We start from the raw sequence: 19,684 nt of genomic DNA, 5'->3' as shown, positions 1-19,684 counted from the left end.
ACGCGGCGCGGCGGCACGGCGCGCTACGCGCCGAGTGCGCGCAGGGCCTCCGGATCGCTCTGCTCGAGGAACGCCGTCAGCCGCTCGGGCTCGCCCTCCTCGCCGATCTCCTCAGCCGCCCGACGCAGCGCGAAGAGCGCTCGGAGCACGCCGCGGTTCGGCTCGTGCGACCACGGCACCGGACCGGCCCCGCGCCACCCGGCCTTCCGGAGCGCATCGAGCCCGCGGTGGTACCCGACCCGGGCGTAGGCGTAGGACTCGAGCGTCGCGCCGCGTTCCCACGCCTCGTCGGCGAGGAGCGCCCACGCCAGGCTCGACGACGGGTGCGACACCACCACCGAAGCGACCGGGGTGTCCGCGGCGAGCGCCGATGTCACCTCCGGCTCCTCGGGCAGCAGGGTCTCGGGGGTGGCTGGGTTCGGCAGCAGGTTCTCCGGCATGCCCCCAGCCTGTCACGCCGAGCAGGCGGAGCCCTTGCGTGCCGCGCGCGGCCGGGCGTAGCGTGGTGGTCCACCCCGTCGTCACCACGGGGTCGCGGTGCGGGACGACCGGCCGCCGCCACGGGTGACGGCCACGGGGGTCCCCGACGGAAGCAGACGGATTGCTGTCGATCACCGGTTCCGCTCAGCCCACGCGCTGACACCGTGATCGCGCCCGCCGTCGGGCGCTCCACCTTCGTGCCCGACCGCACGGTGGTGGCTCCGGTGTCGTGCGCCCAGCATCGACAACCGGGGAGGCACCCGTATGCCCATCAGTCCGTCCGTCGTCCTGGACGACCTCACTTTCGCCTGGCCCGACGGCACCGTCGCGCTCGACCACCTCACCGCCGCCTTCGGCCGCGGCCGCACCGGCCTGGTCGGGAGGAACGGGGCGGGCAAGTCCACGCTCGTCCGGCTGGTCACGGGGCAGCTCCACCCCACCTCGGGATCGGTCACGACGACCGGTCCGGTCGACCTGCTGCCCCAGCGACTGAGCGCACGCCCCGACGACACCGTCACGGACCTCCTCGGCATCCGACCGACCGTCACGGCGCTCCGCGCGGTCCTCGTTGGCGACGCATCCCCGGAGCACTTCGACGTGATCGGCGACGACTGGGACGTCGAGGAGCAGGCCGCAGCCGCGCTGTCGAGCATCGGGCTCGGCCTCGACGGTTCCGACCTCGACCGCCCCGTGTCGACGCTGTCCGGCGGGCAGGCCGTGCTCGTCGCCGTCGCCGGGATCCGGATGCGTCGAGCACCGATCGTGTTCCTCGACGAGCCGACGAACAACCTCGACCGTCGAGCCCGCGGCGTGCTGCTCGACATGGTCGACGGCTGGTCGGGGACGCTCGTGCTGGTCAGTCACGACCGGGAGCTCCTGGAGCACGTGGACGAGACGTGCGAGCTGCGATCCGGTGCGCTGACGGTGTTCGGAGGCACCTTCAGCGCCTACGAGGAGCAGCTCGCCGTACGACGAGCCGCGGCCGAACGAGAGGTCCGCGTCGCCGAACAACGACACCGCACCGAGAAACGGCAGCGGATCGAGGCGGAGACGAAGATCGCCCGGCGTGCACGCGCTGGCCGGAAGTCCGCCGAGAACATGCCGAAGGGGTGGGCCGACGAACGACGGAAGCACGCGGAGCAGACCGCCGGACGGCTCCGCGCCGGGTACGCCGGGGACGAAGCGGCAGCGCTGACGGCGAAGCACGAGGCCGAGAGCAGGCTCCGGGTCGACGAGTCGATCTCGGTCGCGCTGCCCGATCCGGAGGTGCCGGCCTCCCGGATGATCGCCACCCTGACCGTCCGCGGGCGGGACACGATCGTGCAGGGGCCGGAGCGCATCGTTGTCGCGGGCGACAACGGGGTCGGGAAGACGACCCTGCTCGAACAGCTCGTCGGCGTCCCCGGGGCGCGCGAGCACCCGCTGCCGGAGACCGGGGCCGTCGCGCACGTCGACCGGATCGGCTACCTGCCGCAGCGGAAGGACACGCTCGACGACGCCGCGACGGTGTTCGACAACGTCCGCCGGCACGCCCCGACCGCGAGCGACGCCGAGGTGAAGAACCGGCTCGCCCGCTTCCTCGTCCGCGGGGACGCTGTCGACCGACGAGCCGGGGACCTCTCCGGTGGCGAGCGGTTCCGTGTCGCGCTCGCGGCACTCGTGCTCGCGGATCCGCCGCCGCAGCTGCTCGTGCTCGACGAGCCGACGAACGACCTCGACCTGACCAGCGTCGACCAGCTCGTGGACGCGCTGCGGTCCTACCGCGGTGCGCTCGTGGTGGTCAGCCATGACGAGACGTTCCTCGACCGACTCGAGCTGACCACCCGGATCGAGCTGTCGTGATCGGGCAGTGAACCCCGAGTCCGGTGCTGGCGGGGCCGCTCAGCGCCGCTTCGTCGGGCGGATCGCGAGCGACTCCACCGTGCCGCGCTCCGGCAGGTCGACCACGGTGCGGACCGCGGCGGCGACGTCCTCCGGGGCGAGGTAGTACGCGGTGTCGTAGTCCTCACCGAGCTTCTCGGTGAGGGCTCGCTGCATGTCCGAGTCCGTCCGGCCCGGGTGCACGCTCGACACCCGGACGCCGTTCGCCCGCTCCTCCTCGCGCAGGGCGTCGGCGAACGCGCGGAGGGCGAACTTCGACGCCGCGTAGACCCCGCCGCCGGGGCCCGAGGTGAAGCCCGAGCCGCTGTTGATCGGCACGACGATGCCCCTGGCCGCGCGGAGGGCCGGCAGCGCACGGCGGGTGAGCTCGGCGACCGCGAAGACGTTCGTGGCGAAGACCCGTTCCCACACGGCCCGCTCGGTGTCGGCGACGGTCGTGCCCTCCTCGACGCCGGCGTTGTGCACGAGGACGTCGAGCCGGTCCGGCAGGCCGGGAGTGTCGCCGGCACCGAGGTCGCCGACGAACGGCGACGCGTTCGGGAGCTCGGCGATGAGGGCGTCGACTGCCTCGGCGCTCCGGCCGCCGACGAACACGTGGTGCGTCCGCCCGAGGTCGCGCGCGATCGCCCGGCCGATCCCGCGGGTCGCGCCCGTCACGAGTGCGGTGGGCAGGCTGACGGGAGGCGCGGTGTCGGTCATGCGCACCAGCCTACGGATGCGGACTGACGGGGCCGCACCGCGCCTCCAGGCCGGTTCGTCGCGGTGGCGGTCCGACGGGAGCCGGCCGACACAGCCGCGCTCCGACCGGAGTGGCCGGCACAGCCGCGGTACGACGCGAGCCAGCCGACGCAGCGGCCGTCCGACCGCGCCTGGCAGGCGCGTCAGCGGGAGGCGACGGACGAGCCGTGCCGACGGCGGAACACCACCCACCCGGCTGCGCCGGCCGCGACCACCACGACGATCGCGACGACACCCCACGGCGACCCCGCGAACGCGGCGAGGACCGCCCAGAACAAGGCCAGTCCGACGGTCGCGTAGACGAACGCCCACGCGATGCAGCCGACCAGCATGGCGACCGTGTACCGCCACCACGGGACACGGGCGAGCCCCGCGGCGGCGTTCAGCACCGTCTGCAGCCCGACGGTCAGGAAGCTGACCGAGACCACCGGCAGGCCGAAGCGGTCGAGGAGCGCCGAGCCCCGACGGACCGCGGCCGAGTCGAGCCAGCGCCCCCACCGGGAGCGGGACGCCCCGGTCACGGCCAGCCGTGCCAGCCAGTACGTGGCCTGCGCACGGCAGAACACGATGACGAGCAGGGCGGCGACGAGCGGCCAGAACGGCAGGTCGTCGAGGAATGACGGCACGCGCGCACCGTAACGGCGCTCGCCGGGAATGTCCTCAGTCCGACCCGGCTGGGTCAGTCGCGGTCGGCACCCTGGCGGATCTTGATGCCCTGGAGGACGTCCTTCGCCCGCTGCTCGTCCTGCTTCTCGATCTGCCGGGTGTCGCGCTCGGGGAGCTGGATGTCCTCCTCGGCACGGATGCCGGCCTGCAGTTCGCGGCCGCGCTCGAGCTCCGCGTCGAACTCCGCACCGAACAGCAGGGCGTTGTTCGTGATCCAGATCCACAACAGGAAGATGATCACGCCACCGAGCGAGCCGTACGTGGCGTTGTAGTTCGAGAAGTTGCCGACGTAGAAGCCGAAGCCGAGGCTCGCGATGATCCAGATCAGGATGGCGACGATCGAGCCGCCGCTCACCCAGCGGAACTTCGGCTGCTCGACGTTCGGCGCCCAGTAGTACAGCACCGCGACGACGACCACGGCGATGACGAGCAGGATCGGCCACTGCACGATGAGCAGCACGGTCGCGGCGGCGTCGCCGAGTCCGATGAGGTCACCGGCGCTCTTCGCGACGGGGCCGCTGAGGAGGACGACGAGACCGAGGACGAGCAGGACGACCGTGAAGAGCGTCACGCCGAGCATCGTCGGACGGAGCTTCCAGATCGGCCGTCCCTCACGGACGTTGTAGATGCGGTTCATCGCGCGGCCGAACGCCCCGACGTACCCGGAGGCCGACCAGAGCGCACCGAGCAGACCGACGATGAACGTGATCGGTGCCGCAGGCGACCGGACGAGTCCCTCGATCGGGTCCTGGAGGAGCTTCGCCACGTCGCCGCCACCGATGTTCGTCACGACCGCGAGCACGTTCTCGATGGTCTTCGTCGGCTCGGACACGAGGCCGAGGATCGAGACCACCGCGAGGATGCCGGGGAAGAGCGCGAGGACGGTGTAGTACGTCAGGCTCGCGGCCAGGTCGGTGCACTGGTCGCTGGAGAACTCGCGGAGCGTCTTCTTCAGCGTGTAGACGACGGTCGGCTTCGTGAGGTCGGTGGGTCCGTCCGGCTTGCGCGGGTCGTCGGCGTCGGGCTTCTGTCGTTCACGGGCCATGATCAGCTCCTGCCTGCGGCCTTCGCTGCTGCCTTCGAGGCCGCTTTCGCGCGCGCGGCGGCCTGCTTGCGGTTCTTGGTCGCGCGACGCTGCACCGCGGCGATGCCGGCGCGCTGCTTCACCCGGTTGCGGTGCATCGGGTCACGCTCGAGCGCCTCCTCCGCCGCCTTCTTCCGCGCCTTCCGGCCCTTCCGACCGGGCTGGGACTGCTCGGCCGCCCCGGGGCCGTCGCCGCCACGAGCGCCGAAGGGCAGCAGCGCGGTGAACGCGGTCTGCGCCGGCGGCTTCGCGAGGTGCCCGGCGTCGGTACGGCCGATCCGCGCCCCGAGGATGATCGCGGCGACGCCGGCCGCGGCGGTGATGCCCATCGCGACGAGCGGGGTCGGGTCACGGTGCCACCGCTGCTTCGTCTTCGCGATCGCCAGACGGGTGCGCGCGGGCACGTCCGCGCGGCGGCGGATCTCCGTGACGGTGTCGGTGATGCCCTCGCGCGCACGGGTGATCGCGAGTTCGAGCTCGGGGAGGCTGTCGTTGGCCATGCATCGTGCCTACCAGGGCGGATCCGCGACGGCCCACAGTTCTGTGCGTCTACGGTGCCGGACATGCTGTTCCGAGACGTCGCAGAGGGCATCCACCGCCTGGAGGTCGCCCACACCAACACGTACCTCGTCGAGACCGGCGACCGGCTGCTCGTGGTGGACGCCGGGCTCCCCGCGGTGTGGCCGCACCTGCAGCTCGCCGTGCGGGACCTCGGCTACACGCCGGCCGCGGTCGAGGCCCTGATCCTCACCCACGGGCACTTCGACCACGTCGGCACGGCGGACCGGATGCGCCGGGAGTGGGGCACGCCCGTGTACGTGCACCCCGGCGACCGGGACCTGGCCGCGCACCCGTACTCCTACCGGCCGCAGACGAACCGGTTCGGCTTCGTCGCGGTGCACCCGGGCGGTTTGGCGCCCCTCGGACGGATGCTCCTCGCCGGGGCGCTCTCGGTGCGGGGCGTCTCGGACACGAGGCCGCTCGAATCCCGGGCCGACGTCCCCGGGTCGCCGTGGATCATCGAGACACCGGGGCACACGGACGGGCACGTGGCGCTGCACTTCGCCGACCGGGACGCCGTCGTGGTCGGGGACGCGGTCGTGACGTTCGACCCGTACACGGGTGGGATCGGGCCGCGGGTGGTGGCACCGGCGGCGACGGCGGACGTGCCGGAGGCAGTGGCGTCGCTCGACCGGCTCGTGGACACCGAGGCGCGGCACGTCCTGCCGGGGCACGGTCCGGCGTGGTCGTCGGGTGTGCGGGCGGCGGTCGCGCAGGCGCGGCGTGCCGCGGGTGCCGCCGCGTAGCGCGGAGCAGCGCGGGTGCCACCGCGGAACGCGGCGCACGATGGGCCGCGAGACGCGGCGCCGCGCGGTGGGACACGAGGCTCGTCGGCTGACACGAGACTCGGCTCCGAGCGGCCGGCCCGGCGGAAGGTCGTGACCGTGTGACGGCCGGGAGGCACGGTGCGGGCCCGCCACGTGCCTCCAGGCCGACCGTCGCCCGTGTCTGCGTCTGCGGTCCGCGCGTCGAGGCCCGGAGCCGGCGCGGCCCGTGCGGGAACTCGTCGAGGCGACCACGGGTCTCGCGCTGGCGGACGTGTCTCGCGCTGGCGGACGTGTCTCGCGCTCGCGACCGCGAGACGTGCCCGTCGGCACGAGAGTCAGGTGCAGGCGGCGACCGCGCGCCTACTCCGGGACGACGACGTCCTCGGGGACGCCGGACTCGGCCGACCGCTGCGCCGCCTCCATCACCGCGAGGCTGCGGAGGTTGTCGCGACCGCTCGTCTCCGGGGCCGGTCCGCCCGTGATCGACCGCGCGAACGCCTGCAGCCCGCCCTGCCGGTCGGTGTGCTCCATCGTCGGGAGCTCCACCGGCTCGGCCTCGTCGTCCTGCGTGCGGCGGAGGGTGACCCGGTCGCCCTCGACGGCGTTCGGCTCGCCCGAACGACTCGTGAACCACAGCTCGCCGTCCGACCCCTGGATGCTCCACTCCCCCGCCCAGGCCGTGCGGGGTGCGCGGGAGAGCCAGCTGCCGCGGTAGCTGACGACCAGTCCGCCCTCGAGCTCGATGAGCATCGACGCGATCGCCTCGTCCTGGTACTTGCTGAACGACGGCGACGACGCCCGGGCGTAGACCCGGACGGGCTCGCGCCCGGTGACCATCCGCATCAGGTCGAAGTGGTGGATCGCCATGTCGTTGATCATCGCGTGCGGGAAGCGGTAGTGCGGGTGCTCCTCGAACGGGAGGTCGTTGTCCCACTGGCGGAAGTCGACGTCGATCGTGGCGACCTCGCCGACCGCGTCCGCCTCGAGCAGCTCGGTGACGACGCGGGGCGCCGGGTACCAGCGGTAGTTCTGGCTGACCTGCAGCACCAGCCCGAGTTCCTCGGCGCGGCGGACCGCCGTCGCGGCCTCTTCCGCGGTGTTGGCGAAGGGCTTCTCGACGAGGACGTGCTTGCCCGCGTCGAGGGCCTCGAGCGCGAGCGGCACGTGCGTGACGGCCGGGGCGGTGATGACGACGGCGTCGGCCTCGACCCCGGCGAGCGCCTCGGTGAGGGACGCGAACGCGGCGGAGGCCGGCAGGCCGAGGTCGGTGCGCACGGCGTCGAGCGTCGCGGGTACGGGGTCGACGATCCCGACGACCTGGACCTCGGACACCTCGGGGATGGCGGTGCGGGCCCAGTTGCCGCCCCACCCTCCGAGACCGACGTGGATGATGCGGACCGGCATGCGTGCACTCCTTCGTGTTCGACCCGTGCGGCCTCGACGGCGCACGTCCCTCCAGTCTGTCAGGCGTCACCGACAGCGAGCGACGGGCGTGGGCGTGACGCACCCTTCCGCACCAGCGGCACGGGTCGTCGAGGTTCCACGACTCGCCGCGGCCGCGGCATCGAGGTTCCACGGGCGAGCGTCCTGGTCGTCGAGACGCCGCGATCGCGGAACCTCACGGGTGCCGCCGTCGACGGCCGAGACCGCGTGCCGGACGCGCGCGCCCGCGTCAGCGCACGAACGCGTACGCGATGAGCGCCATCGTCACGAGGAACCCCGCGAGGTAGTTGATCCACAGGAACCGCTTCCACCCCGCGTTCGCCGCCTCGGCTCCGGCGTCGGTCACGTTCCACCACGGCAGCACGTTGAGCGCGTACGGCACCACGACGACCGCGGCGACCGGCCCCGGGAACGCCGAGAACAGCAGGACGACGCCCGCGACGACGTACGCCACGAACGCCAGCCGCACCGTCGCCCGGGCACCGATCACGGTCGCCACCGAGCCGATGCCGCCCGCGCGGTCGGCGAGCACGTCCTGCACGGCACCGAACGCGTGCGACGCCACGCCCCACAGGAAGAACGCCACGCACACGGCGACGAGCTGCCCCGTCCAGTGCGGCCCGGCGAGCGCGAGCCCGTAGATCGCCGGCGACACGAAGTGCGTCGACGAGGTCAGCGAGTCGAGGAACGGCTTCTCCTTGAACCGCAGCCCCGGCGCCGAGTACGCGATCACCGCGAACACGCTGACGGCGAGGACGAGCCACGACCACGGCCCGTTCCCGCTCAGCCCGCCGAGCACGACGAGCGCGACCAGGAACGGCACGTTCGTGATGACGACCGCCCACAGCGTGGTGCGGTGCACACTCTTGTCGAGCAGTGCCCCCTCGACGCCGCCCTTGCGCGGGTTCCGCAGGTCGGACTCGTAGTCGAAGACGTCGTTGATGCCGTACATCGCGAGGTTGTACGGGACGAGGAAGTACACGACGCCGATGACGAAGGTCACGACGCCGAGCACCGAACCGAACACGTCGGTGGCGAGCAGGTACGCGGCGCCGAACGGGTAGGCGGTGTTCACCCAGCTGATGGGCCGCGAGGACGTGAAGAGCGCACGCAGGGTCGACGGCCAGGAGGCACGGGTCGCGGTCATGGGGTCGGCTCGCCTTCTACGGACGGTCGCGCACCGGGCGCGTCGCGGGACGGGTGCTCCGGCGGAGCAGAGCGGGTCGGGTGCGCCGGTGACGCGGTGGAGGACGAACGGTCGAGCAGCACCCACAGGGCGGGGAGCAACAGGACCGCACCGATCGAGTACGCGAGGTCCTCGATCGGGATCGCACCGATCTTCGCACCGCTGATGAGGGACGGGTCGTACGCCACCACGCGCAGCGTCACGATGACGTTGTCGAACACGATCGTCATGCCGAGGAGCACCACCGCCGTGATCACCCCGCCCACGAGGGCGACCCGACGACCGGGGCCCGTCGGCCGACCGGCGGCCCGGGCGCGACGAGCGGCGACGACCCCTGCGAGCACCGCGACGACGACCGCGACCGCGAGGAACGGCACCGCGAGCAGGGCGTACGCGGCGTGCGCGTTCACGTCCGCCGCCGATCGAGCGCCCTCGCGACCAGCGGTGTGACCGCCCCGAACGCGTTCATCGTCGTGTAGCAGAGCAGCAGGAGGAAGAAGATCTCCTCGAGCGGGACCTCGGGTGCGACGACGAGCCCGGTCAGCACCCGCTGCGGCCCGATGAAGAAGATGCCCGCGGCGACCCCGGCGAGGTCCCACACGAGGAAGAACACCATGCCGATCGCCATCACCGCGGCGGCCCGCCCCGGCGCCTTCCAGAAGAACAGCCGGAAGCGGGCGTCGAGCACGGTCATGCCGACGAGCGACACGACGAGCCCGGCGAGGTAGAGCCCCGGCATCAGACCGCGGCGTCCCGCCGGAGCGGGGTGGGGAGCGGCTCGGTGCTCGTGTCGCCGTGCAGGCGCTTGAGCAGGACCTCGGCGCTGATCAGGCACATCGGCAGGCCGATGCCCGGCGTGGTCGAGGCGCCGACGTAGTACAGCCCGTCGACCTTCTTCGACCGGTTCGGCTCGCGGAAGAACGCGCTCTGCGTGAGGGTGTGCGCCGGCCCGAGCATCGAACCGCTCCACGCGTTCAGGTCGTCCGCGAAGTCCTGCGGGCCGATCGTCCGGCGGACCCGGATGCGGTCGCGGAGGTCCGGGACGCCCGAGCGCTCGGCGATGACGTCGATCGCGCGGTCCGCGATCCGCTCGACCTCGAAGTCGCCGGCGCCGTCGACGCCGCCCTTGCCGATCGACAGGTCGGCCGGCAGCGGCACGAGGACGAAGAGGTTGCTCGACCCGGGCGGCGCGACCGTCGTGTCGGTCTCGCTCGGCGCGCACACGTAGATCGATGCGGGGTCCGGCACGTGGCGCTCCTTCCCGAAGATCGCGCCGAAGTTGGCCTGCCAGTCCGCGGTGAAGACGAGTGTGTGGTGCAGGAGCCCCGGCACCGGTCCGTCGACGCCCAGGTAGACGAGGACGGCGGACGGCCCCGGGTCGCGCTTCTGCCAGTGCTTCGCCGGGTACGTGCGGTGCTCGGGGTCGAGCAGCTGCAGCTCGGTGTGCCGGAGGTCGGCTGCGCTGACGACGAGGTCGGCCGGCGCGACGTGCTGTCCGCCGTCGCGGTCGCGGTGCACGACGCCGGTGACGTGGCCGTCCTCGACGACGATCCGCTCGACCTTGGCTCCCGCGATGACCTGCGCACCCTCGGCACGGGCGAGTCGGCCGATCGCGCCGATGATCTCGTGGATCCCGCCCTTCGGGTACTGCACGCCGTCCGCGAGGTCGAGGTGGCTCATGAGGTGGTACATGCTCGGCGCCTTGTACGGGCTGGTGCCGAGGAACACCGCCGGGTAGCCGAGGACCTGCCAGAGCCGACGGTCGCGCACGGCGGTCTCGGCGTACTTCGCGAGCGGCTCGGTGAGTAGACGGAGGAGCTTCGGGAGCCGACGCAGGACGTCCGGGGCCGCGAGCTTCCGGAGGTCCGCGAAGGTCGTGTAGAGGAACCGCCGCACCGCCATGGCGTAGGTATCCTCGGCGGAGTCGAGGTACTTCCGGATCCGTGCACCCGCCCCTGGCTCGATCGACTCGAAGAGCGCGATGTTGGCTTCCTTGTCGGCGCGGAGGTCGAGCGGCTCGTCATGACCCTCGGAGTACACGCGGTACCCGGGGTCGAGCGTGACGAGGTCGAGCTGCTCCGCCGCGGTGGTGCCGAGGAGCTGGAAGAAGTGGTCGAACACCTCGGGCATGAGGTACCACGACGGCCCGGTGTCGAACGTGAAGCCGTCGCGCTCCCACGATCCGGCGCGTCCGCCGAGCTGGCTGCGCTGCTCGAGCAGCGTGACGGCGTAGCCGTCGCGCGCGAGCAGCGCAGCGGACGCGAGTCCGCTGATGCCGCCGCCGATCACGACGGCGCGGCGGACGGGGACCTTGCGCCGGGTGGTGGACGCGGAACCGGCCGGACGGGAGGCGCGGGGCGGGGTCATGCCGTGCCTCCAGGCCGACGCGTGGCCGGCCCACGACCGGACAGGACCTGCGCGGCGAGCCGCGCCTTGACCGGGTTCGGGACACGCACGCGCGTCGCGACGAGCTGCGCGGCGGGTGTCCGCGCGATGCGCGTGTTGAGCTCCTGGAACAGCGCGTGGGCGAGGCCGACCGCGTGCCGGGCGTCCCGGGGCAGCAGCGGGATCGTCATCGCGGCACGGTCGAGGTCGGCCTGGACGTCCGCGACCAGCCGCACCTTGGTGGCCTCGTCGAAGGTGCGGATGTCCACGCCCGGGAAGTACGAGCGGCCGAGGACCTCGAAGTCGGCGTGCAGGTCGCGGAGGAAGTTGACCTTCTGGAAGGCGGCACCGAGGGCCCGTGCGCCGTCGACGAGCACGGAGTCGTCGAACGTCGGGCGACCGGCGCGGTACACGAACGCGCGGAGGCACATCAGGCCGACGACCTCCGCCGAGCCGTACACGTACTCGCGGAACGAGTCGTCGTCGTGCACGGTGCGGTCGAGGTCCATGCGCATCGACGCGAAGAACGGCCGGGTGAGTTCCGCACCGAAGCCGGTCACGCGGGCCGACCGGGCGAAGGCGTGCACGACCGGGTTCGTCGAGAAGCCGAGCTCGGTTGCGCGTTCGGTGTCGCGCTCGAGTTCGTCGAGGACGGTGCGGGCCAGCTCGCGGTCGAGGCCGGCCTCGGTCGCTGGGCCGTCCACGACCTCGTCGGCGACCCGGACGAGGGCGTAGACGTTGCGGATGTGCTCGCGGGCGTCCCGCTTCAGCAGCCGCGAGGCGAGGCCGAACGACGTCGAGTACCGGTCGATGACGACCCCGGAGGCGGCCTCGGCGGTCGCGTCGTAGAGCGGGAGTCGGGCGGAGCGGTTCGGTTGCGGGTGGTGCGCGAGGGTCACCGGGCTCGCTCCACGAGTTCGGACACGATGGACTCCAGTCGTTCGGCGAGGTCGTAGGGCAGCCCCGCGAGCTCGGCGCGGGCCAGGGCCGTGTGCTCGGCGACGCGCTGTTCGGCTGCGGACTTGGCGCCGCAGGACACCAGCGTGGCACGCAGCTCGGCGGCCCGCTCCTCGGTGAGGTCCGGGTCGCCGAGGTGCTGCGAGAGGTCGGGCCAGCAGTCCGTCGCCGCGGCGTGCGCGATGAGCACGGTGCGCTTGCCCTCGCGCAGGTCGCCGAGGACGGTCTTGCCGGTCTCGGCCTCGGCACCGAACACCCCGAGCAGGTCGTCGACGATCTGGTAGGCGATGCCGATCTCGCGGCCGAAGGCTCCGAGCGCCTGGACGACCGGCTCGGGTGCGCCGGCCAGCACCGCGCCGGACTGCAGCGGCGCCTCGAACGAGTACACGCTGGTCTTCGCCCGCTCCATCGCGAGGACGTCGTCGACGGTCGGCATCGGTCCGAGTGCCAGGTCCACGTCGGCCATCTCGCCCGCGGCACTCGCGAAGACGGCCTCGTCGAAGAGGTCGAGCAGACGGGAGCGTCGCTCGCCCGCCACACCCGACGCCTCGATGAACCGGGGTGCCGCGGCGAGCGCGAGGTCCCCCGCGATGACCGCGGCACTCGTGCCTCGGTGCTCGGCGGTCGGCAGCGGGAGACCGCCCGTGGTGCCGGTGTCGCGGAAGGACCCGGCGACGTTCGGCTCGCCACGGCGGGACCAGTCGCGGTCGATGACGTCGTCGTGAACGACGAGTGCGGTGTGCAGGAGCTCGTACGCCGCACCGACCTGCACGGCCGCAGCGGTGTCGGTGCCCCCGAGGGCCGTGTACGCGGTGAGGACCATCCGCGGGCGGAAGCGCTTGCCGCCCAGGCTCGCCTTGCGGAGCACGCGCCAGAGTTCGGTGTTCGGCCCGCCGTAGCGCTCGGCCCGCGCGCTCGAGACGGCGAAGAAGCGCTCGAGGCAGTCGTCGACGAGCGCAAGGTCGTTCTGCGCCACGGTGGTCGCTTCCTCGCTCATTGGCCTAACCTATCGGTGCAGATGACGACTTTCCCTGAAACCGTGGTGTTGCTGGACGACGACCGTACCCCGGTCGGAACGGCGGACAAGTTCACGGTGCACACCGACCACACGCCCCTCCACCTGGCCTTCTCGTGCCACGTGCGGAATACCGCCGGGCAGGTCCTCGTGACCCGCCGCGCACTGTCGAAGAAGACGTGGCCGGGGGTGTGGACGAACACGTTCTGCGGTCACCCCGGCCCGGACGAGACCTTCGAGGACGCCATCGCCCGCCGGGCCTCCCGCGAGTTGGGGATCACCGTCCGCGACGTCGAGTCGGTCCTGCCCGACTTCCGGTACCGCGCGGTCGACGCGTCGGGGATCGTCGAGAACGAGGTCTGCCCGGTGTTCCGGGCCGTGACCGACGACGAGCCGGCCCCCGCGGACGACGAGGTCGCCGAGTACGCGTGGGTGTCCGAGGACGAGCTCCGGGCCTCGGTGGCCGGCGCGCCCTTCGCGTGGAGCCCCTGGCTCGGGTGGCAGCTCGCCGAGACCGAGCAGGCCGGACTCCGCATCACCCCGTAGCGCGCGGGGCGGTCACACCGCCTGCGTGCGGGCTCGCGGACGCGCCGCCTGCGCGGGGGCGCGCGGGCGCGCCACCTGCGTGGCGAGACTGGTGCCCACCCGGCCCTCCTGTGCACGAGCGCGAGACATGCCGCTCACACCGGGACTCGTGCGGCACCGGCCGAGACCCGGGCAGCCGACCAGCGCGCGCCCAGGGCACGGCATCGACAATGGTCCGTATGACCACCGCGGAGCGCGATGCCACCAGTGCCGCCGACGCCCTCCTCGACGCCCTCCGCGACGACCCGGTCATCGCGAGCGTGAAGGACCGGACGGGGCTCGACGACGTGCTCGCCTCGGACCGCGGCGTCGTGTTCGTGCTGTTCGGCAGCGTGCTCGACGTCGCGGAGGTCGTCCAGCGAGCGAAGGACGCGGGCAAGACCGTGCTCGTCGACGTGGACCTCCTCGACGGGTTCTCCAGCCGAGAGGTCGTCGTCACCTGGCTCGCCGCGAACACCCGGGCGGACGGGGTCCTGTCCGCGAAGTCGAACCTCGTCCGGGCCGCCAGGCGTGCGGGGCTCGTCGCGGTGCAGCGGTTCTTCCTGGTCGACTCGTTCTCGTACCACCAGCTCCCCCGCGTCGTGGAGCAGGCCAGACCGGACGCGATCGAGATCCTCCCGGGCTGCATGCCCCGCGTGATCACCTGGCTGCGGGCGGACACCGACGTCCCGATCATCGCCGGCGGCCTGGTGTGCGACAAGGCCGACGTGATGGCGGCGCTCGGCGCCGGAGCGGTCGCCGTCGCCTCGTCGAACCGCGACGTCTGGGACATGTGAGGGCACTCAGGTCCGGCTCCGCGGTCGCCGACCGGGGTCGACGCCCTCGACGCTCCTGGGTACGCTCGGAGGTCGGCTGCACGAGGCAGCCCACGGACGACCAGAAGGGCAGGTGAGGCGCGATGTCGGGTGACCATCCTCGATCGGGCCGACGGACCCTGCCCCCGCGGATCCGCCTGCCCCGTCCCTGATCCCGCACCGCCCACGGGTGGTTCGCGCCTGCCTGCTCCCGACCCGCAAGGAGCACGCCATGGCACTGATCGACAACGCCGTCTACGTAGCAGGACACCGCGTCGACTCGCCGTCGACCCCGTCGCGCGCCACCCGGGGCGACCTCGCGTGGATCGGGCTGCTCCGACCCGAGCCGTCCGAGCTCGCCGCCGTCGCCGCCGAGTTCGACCTGCACGAGAACGCCGTCGAGGACGCCCGCAAGGGTCACCAGCGGGCGAAGCTCGAGCGGTACGGCGACACCCTGTTCCTGGTCCTCCGTCCGGCCTGGTACGACCGCACCGCCGAGGAGGTCCGGTTCGGTGAGGTCCACCTGTTCGTCGGCGCCCGCTTCGTGGTGAGCGTCCGGCACGCCGAGCGGCCGGACCTCGCGGCGCTGCGCGCCCGGTGCGAGGCCGACCCGGAGTTCCTCGCCCGCGGCTCCGAGGCGGTCACCGCGGCCGTGCTCGACGAGGTGGTCGACGGGTACGCGCCGATCGTGGAGATCCTCCAGGAGGAGATCGACGCCATCGAGGACCAGCTCTTCGCCGGCCAGGTCGACCCCGGTGTCTCGAAGCGCATCTACCAGCTCCTCAGCGAGGTCCTCGGGTTCCAGCGCGCGACGACCCCGGTGCCGGCCATGGTCACGGGTCTGCTGCGCGGCGCCGACAAGTACGGCGTCGACGAGGAGGTCCAGCACCGCCTGCGCAACGTGCTCGACCACGCCCTGCGGGTCACCGAGCGGGTCGACTCGTTCCGGGCGCTGCTCGAGAACGCCCTCACCCTGCACTCGACGCTCGTCTCCCAGGAACAGAACGAGGCGATGCGCCGGATGACCAGCGCGAGCCTCGCCCAGGGCGAGGAGAGCCGCCAGCTCGCCCGGGCCGCGCACCGGCAGGGCGAGGAGGTGAAGCGGATCTCGTCGTGGGCCGCGATCCTCTTCGCTCCGGGGCTCATCGCGGGCATCTACGGGATGAACTTCGACGACATGCCCGAGCTCCACTGGCGGTTCGGGTACCCGGTCGCGATCGTCGCGATGCTCGTGCTCATGGCTGTCCTCTGGGCGGTCTTCCGCAAGCGCAACTGGCTGTAGTCGCGACGGGCGCGCCCTGGACGCGACCGGCTGCGGCCTGGAGGCGCGGTGCGTGCCCGTCCCGCGCCTCCAGCCGACCACGTGGTGGCGTCAGCCGACGACGGCCGCCGTCCGACGGTAGAGCGCGTCGGTGTGCGCGGTCGCGTCCGCGTGCACCGCACGGAGCGCGTCGTAGACCGCGGCGTTCGCCGTGACCGGCGCGGAACGGTCACGCTCGACGACCATCGCCTGCACCGCGGCGTCGAAGGTCGGGTGGACGCCGGTTGCCACCGCCGCGCAGATCGCCGCACCCCGCCCGGCCGCGCTGTCCCCGACGATCCGGATCGTCGGCAGCTGGAACACGTCCGCCATCACCCGCATCATGAGGTCGGACGACGAACCGCCACCCGACACGACCACGCGCTCGTACCGCGTGGCGAGCTCGGCGCCCATCGCGTCCGCGCGGTCGCGCATCGTCATCGCGATGCCCTCGAGGATGGATCGGTAGACGTGCGCGCGCCCCTGCCGTCCGTCGAACCCGAGGATCGAGCCCTTCCGGTACGGGGCGTCGGTCGGCGCGAGCCAGTCGAGCACGGTCAACAACCCGTCGGACCCCGCCGGCACCTGCTCGGCCTCCCGGTTCAGACGGTCCTCGACCCGTTCACCGGCGGCCTCGGCAGCCGCAGCGACGTCAGGACCGAGCAGGTCGCGGAACCAGCTCACGGTCCACATGCCCCGGCGGATGCCACCCGACTCGTAGAGGTACCGTCCCGGCTCGGAGCCGAAGTTCGTCCAGAAGTCTCGGGCACCGGTGATGTTCCGCGCGCCGACCGACATGCCGGCGATGTACGTCCCCAGGGACACGAGCAGGGTGGACGGGTCGCGCAGACCGCACCCCAGGGCCTCGACGGCCTTGTCGTTCGACGTCGCGACGACCGGCAGCCCCTCGGGCAGACCGGTCGCGGCCGCCGCCTCCGCGGTGACGGCTCCGAGCACCTCGCCGGGGTCGACGAGCTCGACGAGCTGAGACCGCTGCAGACCGGTGTCGGCGTACGCGCGCTCGTCGTCGGACCACCGCCAGGTGTCGGTGTCGATCGGCCACGAGCCCTGGTAGTTCGCCGCGGTGTCCCGGAACGCGCCGGTGAGGCGGTGTGTGACGTACCCGGAGGACGTCGTCACGTACGCCACGTCGTCGTGCTCGGCGACGAAGGGCTTGCCGACACGCGCGTCCATCCACGACATCACGGGCTGCGCGAGTGACCCGTCGGCCCGGAGCACCGCCCGGCAGAACCGGATGGTGCACAGGCCGACACCGACGATCTCGGACGGGTCGCCCGGGAAGGCCTGCATGGCCAGCCGGCACGCGGCCGCGATCGAGTCCCAGAGGTCGTCGTCAGGATGCTCGACGACGCCGGGAGCCGGGGTGTGGTTCGGCCGGAGCTGGACCCGTCCCTCGGCGACGACCCCGCCGTGCTCGTCGAAGACGGTGACCTTCGAGGACTGCGAGCCGTTGTCGATGCCGACGAGGTACCGGGTCATGCGCCGGTTCGCCCGAACGTGGTGTCCGGGTCGGCGGCGGCGGCCTGGATCGCACCGGCGGCCGGGAAGATCGTGCCCTTGTTCATGATGCCCTTCGGGTCGAACTGCGCCTTGAGCCCCTGCATGATCGCGAACGCGGAGCCGTGCTCCTCCTCGACCCACGGCGTGCGGTACTTGCCGACACCGTGGTGGTGGACCATCGAACCGCCGTGGCGCAGCGCCTCCTCGACGATGATCGCGTTGAGCGGGATGTGGTACTTCTCGATCTCCTCCTCCGGCGAGCAGTCGATGCGGTAGTCGTACACGAAATACATGTTCGTACCGGTCTGGTAGCTGTGCGACGAGTGCCCACCGAGCATCGTGAGGTCGTCGGCGTGCGGGTACTCGGTGCGGATGCGGTGCATCACGGCGTCGTACACGTCGCAGACGGCCGACCAGTCCGCCGAGATCTCGGTGGTGTAGCCGAGGCGCCGGTCCCGGAGCATCGCGGCCTTCTCGGCGTCGATCTTGTCCTGACCCCAGTTGAGGTCGTCGAACCACGATTCGATGAGCGCGGGGTCGACCTTCTCGTGCGGGTGCTGGTCGAAGACCCGCTGGATCTCCGCGCTGGTGGCGGTCACGATGCCCTTCGGGCCCTCGGCGACGAACACGACCACGCACTTGCCCTTCGAGAAGTGCGAGAAGTGCTGGTTCGCGTCCTCGGGCGAGTACAGGCGCACCACCGACGGACGGAACCCGTTCACGACGACCTCGCGGAGGATCGCGATGCCGGTCCGCATGTCGTCGACGAGCGCCCCGTGGAACTCGTTGTTCTCCGGCTGGAACCGGAACACCTTGACCGTGACCTCGGTGATGACGCAGAGGGCACCCTCGTTGCCGATGACGACGTGGCGGATGTCCGGGCCGGCCGAGCGGCGCGGGACGGCCTTGATCCGACGGACCTCGCCGCCCGGGAACACCGCTTCGAGGCCGACGACCATGTCCTCGATCGCGCCGTACAGCGTCGAGAACTGCCCGATCGAGCGCGTCGCGACGAGCCCGCCGTACTGCGCGAGCGGCTTCGACTGCGGCGAGTGCCCGGTGGTCAGGCCCTGCGCTCGGAGCTCGTCCTCGAGGCGCTGGAGCGGGACGCCCGCCTGCACCGTGACCTGCATGTTCTCCGGGTCGATGCGGAGCACCGCGTCCATGCGGGAGCAGTCGAGCACGATGGTGTCGACGACGCTCGTCTCGAGTCCGCCCTCGGTCCCGGTGCGCCCGGTCCGGGGCACGACGTTGACGAGGTGTTCGTCGGCGAACGCGAGGACGGCGGCGACGTCCTCGGTCGACTCGGCGTTGACGATGGCGACGGGGGTCGGGGCGTCGTGGATGCCGTGCACCGCCTGGTACTTCTTGAAGCGGTCGACACTGGCGTCGAGGAGGTGCTGCTCATCGGTGTCGATCTGCTCGGGGCGGACGACGGTGGCCAGCTGGGCGAGGATCTCGGCACGGTCGAGGGTGGCGATCGAGTCGATCATGGTGGTGGTCCTTCCGTAGGGGTGTCTGGTGGGCACGGCGGGGTGCGGTGTCAGCGGACGAGGTACCCGCCGTCGACGGTCAGGGTGTGGCCGTTCACGTAGTCGGACGCACGCGAGGCGAGGAAGACGGTCGCGCCCATGAGGTCGGCGACGTCACCCCACCGTCCGGCCGGGATGTGGTCGAGCACGCGCTGGTTCGTCTCCGGGTTCGACCGGGTCTGCTCGGTGATCTTCGTGGCGAAGTACCCGGGCGCGATCGCGTTGACCTGGACGTTGTGCTGCGCGAGCTCGTCGCAGTACGCCTTCGTGAAGCCGACGATCCCGTGCTTCGTCGCCGCGTACGCCGGAGACCACTGGCCGCCGAGGAACGCGAACAGCGACGCGATGTTGATGATCTTGCCCGAGCCCTGCGCGACGAACCGCTTCGCGACCGCGTGGCCGAGGGCGAACGGGGCGGTGAGGTTCACCGCGACCATCGGGTCCCACTTGGCGCGGTCGAACGCCTCGACATCGTCGAGCAGGCAGATGCCCGCCGAGTTGACGAGCACGTCGATGCCGCCGAGGGCACGCTCGCACTCGGCCACGATCCGCTCGGGGGCGTCGGGCGACGTGAGGTCGATCTCGAGGAACGCGTACCGGCGACCCTCGGCCTCGACGAGCGCGCGGGTCGTGCCGTCGTCGTCGACGACGCTCGGGACGAACACGTCGGCGCCGGCCTTGGCGAGCGCGACCGTGAACGCCTGCCCGAGGCCGGAGTTCCCGCCGGTGACGACGGCGCGCTTGCCCGCGAGTGCGAACAGGTCCATCGAGAAGTCGCGGATGTCCATG

Annotated in this window: 20 protein-coding genes; 5 read left to right on the top strand and 15 right to left on the bottom strand. The window is 72.1% G+C overall.

All coding sequences use genetic code 11. From position 1 onward, the window contains the following. Window positions 1-23: 23 nt before the first annotated feature. On the bottom strand, window positions 24-440 hold the full coding sequence (locus NS184_RS00635; protein ID WP_058724206.1) for a DUF3151 domain-containing protein: 417 nt from the start codon (window positions 438-440) through the stop codon (window positions 24-26). 304 nt (window positions 441-744) lie between these two features. On the opposite strand from NS184_RS00635, the gene NS184_RS00630 reads away from it, so the two are divergent. Then, window positions 745-2,322 carry an ABC-F family ATP-binding cassette domain-containing protein gene (locus tag NS184_RS00630; protein ID WP_058724205.1) on the top strand — a complete coding sequence of 526 codons (1,578 nt, stop codon included), beginning with the start codon at window positions 745-747 and terminating at the stop codon, window positions 2,320-2,322. Between the two features lie 39 nt (window positions 2,323-2,361). Here NS184_RS00630 and NS184_RS00625 read toward each other — a convergent pair whose 3' ends face one another. From NS184_RS00625 to NS184_RS00610, 4 genes are all read right to left on the bottom strand, one after another. Further along, complete coding sequence (locus tag NS184_RS00625) at window positions 2,362-3,060, bottom strand: SDR family oxidoreductase (RefSeq protein ID WP_058724204.1); 699 nt, start codon at window positions 3,058-3,060, stop codon at window positions 2,362-2,364. Window positions 3,061-3,242: 182 nt separating this feature from the next. Further along, entirely contained in the window at window positions 3,243-3,725 is a 483-nt protein-coding gene (locus tag NS184_RS00620) for a DedA family protein (RefSeq protein WP_058724203.1), read from the bottom strand. 53 nt (window positions 3,726-3,778) lie between these two features. Continuing rightward, complete coding sequence (locus tag NS184_RS00615; RefSeq protein WP_058724202.1) at window positions 3,779-4,810, bottom strand: YihY/virulence factor BrkB family protein; 1,032 nt, start codon at window positions 4,808-4,810, stop codon at window positions 3,779-3,781. A gap of 2 nt (window positions 4,811-4,812) precedes the next feature. Continuing rightward, a complete protein-coding gene (locus tag NS184_RS00610; RefSeq protein WP_058724201.1) occupies window positions 4,813-5,349 on the bottom strand; it encodes a hypothetical protein in 537 nt (178 codons plus the stop codon). A gap of 63 nt (window positions 5,350-5,412) precedes the next feature. Between NS184_RS00610 and NS184_RS00605 the strand changes: the two genes are divergently transcribed. Continuing rightward, entirely contained in the window at window positions 5,413-6,156 is a 744-nt protein-coding gene (locus NS184_RS00605) for an MBL fold metallo-hydrolase (protein WP_058724200.1), read from the top strand. 381 nt (window positions 6,157-6,537) lie between these two features. Here the strand turns inward: NS184_RS00605 and NS184_RS00600 are convergent, their stop codons facing one another. From NS184_RS00600 to NS184_RS00570, 7 genes are all read right to left on the bottom strand, one after another. Beyond that, entirely contained in the window at window positions 6,538-7,581 is a 1,044-nt protein-coding gene (locus tag NS184_RS00600; protein ID WP_058724199.1) for a Gfo/Idh/MocA family protein, read from the bottom strand. A 268-nt stretch (window positions 7,582-7,849) separates the two neighbouring features. Further along, window positions 7,850-8,767: a prenyltransferase gene (locus tag NS184_RS00595; RefSeq protein ID WP_058724198.1), complete on the bottom strand. Its 918-nt coding sequence runs from the start codon at window positions 8,765-8,767 to the stop codon at window positions 7,850-7,852. Next, entirely contained in the window at window positions 8,764-9,216 is a 453-nt protein-coding gene (locus tag NS184_RS00590; RefSeq protein WP_058724197.1) for a lycopene cyclase domain-containing protein, read from the bottom strand. Before NS184_RS00590 ends, NS184_RS00595 begins: the two co-directional genes overlap by 4 nt. After that, a complete protein-coding gene (locus tag NS184_RS00585; protein WP_058724196.1) occupies window positions 9,213-9,545 on the bottom strand; it encodes a lycopene cyclase domain-containing protein in 333 nt (110 codons plus the stop codon). The genes NS184_RS00590 and NS184_RS00585 overlap by 4 nt, the downstream gene beginning before the upstream one ends. Then, complete coding sequence (gene crtI / locus NS184_RS00580) at window positions 9,545-11,173, bottom strand: phytoene desaturase family protein (protein WP_083513328.1); 1,629 nt, start codon at window positions 11,171-11,173, stop codon at window positions 9,545-9,547. Before crtI ends, NS184_RS00585 begins: the two co-directional genes overlap by 1 nt. After that, on the bottom strand, window positions 11,170-12,090 hold the full coding sequence (locus NS184_RS00575) for a phytoene/squalene synthase family protein (protein ID WP_058724195.1): 921 nt from the start codon (window positions 12,088-12,090) through the stop codon (window positions 11,170-11,172). The genes crtI and NS184_RS00575 overlap by 4 nt, the downstream gene beginning before the upstream one ends. Continuing rightward, entirely contained in the window at window positions 12,087-13,145 is a 1,059-nt protein-coding gene (locus NS184_RS00570) for a polyprenyl synthetase family protein (protein ID WP_058724194.1), read from the bottom strand. The genes NS184_RS00575 and NS184_RS00570 overlap by 4 nt, the downstream gene beginning before the upstream one ends. A gap of 21 nt (window positions 13,146-13,166) precedes the next feature. On the opposite strand from NS184_RS00570, the gene idi reads away from it, so the two are divergent. The 3 genes from idi (at window position 13,167) to NS184_RS00555 (ending at window position 15,824) form a co-directional block, all read left to right on the top strand. Next, window positions 13,167-13,709, top strand: coding sequence for an isopentenyl-diphosphate Delta-isomerase (idi, locus tag NS184_RS00565; RefSeq protein WP_058724253.1), 543 nt, complete (start codon window positions 13,167-13,169; stop codon window positions 13,707-13,709). A gap of 218 nt (window positions 13,710-13,927) precedes the next feature. Continuing rightward, window positions 13,928-14,524, top strand: coding sequence for a glycerol-3-phosphate responsive antiterminator (locus NS184_RS00560; RefSeq protein WP_058724193.1), 597 nt, complete (start codon window positions 13,928-13,930; stop codon window positions 14,522-14,524). A gap of 250 nt (window positions 14,525-14,774) precedes the next feature. Further along, window positions 14,775-15,824 carry a magnesium and cobalt transport protein CorA gene (locus NS184_RS00555; protein WP_058724192.1) on the top strand — a complete coding sequence of 350 codons (1,050 nt, stop codon included), beginning with the start codon at window positions 14,775-14,777 and terminating at the stop codon, window positions 15,822-15,824. Between the two features lie 90 nt (window positions 15,825-15,914). Here the strand turns inward: NS184_RS00555 and NS184_RS00550 are convergent, their stop codons facing one another. Genes NS184_RS00550 through NS184_RS00540 form a run of 3 tightly spaced genes read right to left on the bottom strand, consistent with a single transcriptional unit; the run spans window position 15,915 to window position 19,683 of the window. Beyond that, a complete protein-coding gene (locus NS184_RS00550) occupies window positions 15,915-17,342 on the bottom strand; it encodes an FGGY-family carbohydrate kinase (protein WP_058724191.1) in 1,428 nt (475 codons plus the stop codon). Continuing rightward, the gene (locus NS184_RS00545; RefSeq protein WP_058724190.1) at window positions 17,339-18,856 is read right to left on the bottom strand and encodes an FAD-binding oxidoreductase; all 1,518 of its coding nucleotides are present in this window, start codon (window positions 18,854-18,856) and stop codon (window positions 17,339-17,341) included. Before NS184_RS00545 ends, NS184_RS00550 begins: the two co-directional genes overlap by 4 nt. Window positions 18,857-18,906: 50 nt before the next feature. Then, window positions 18,907-19,683 carry an SDR family oxidoreductase gene (locus tag NS184_RS00540; RefSeq protein ID WP_058724189.1) on the bottom strand — a complete coding sequence of 259 codons (777 nt, stop codon included), beginning with the start codon at window positions 19,681-19,683 and terminating at the stop codon, window positions 18,907-18,909. Between the last annotated feature and the right edge of the window lies 1 nt (window position 19,684).

Source organism: Curtobacterium luteum (genome assembly GCF_001475545.1).
GTDB classification, from domain to species: Bacteria; Actinomycetota; Actinomycetes; order Actinomycetales; family Microbacteriaceae; genus Curtobacterium; species Curtobacterium luteum_A.
The sequence above is the reverse complement of the archived record's forward strand: the minus strand, read 5'-3'. Positions and strand labels throughout refer to the sequence as shown.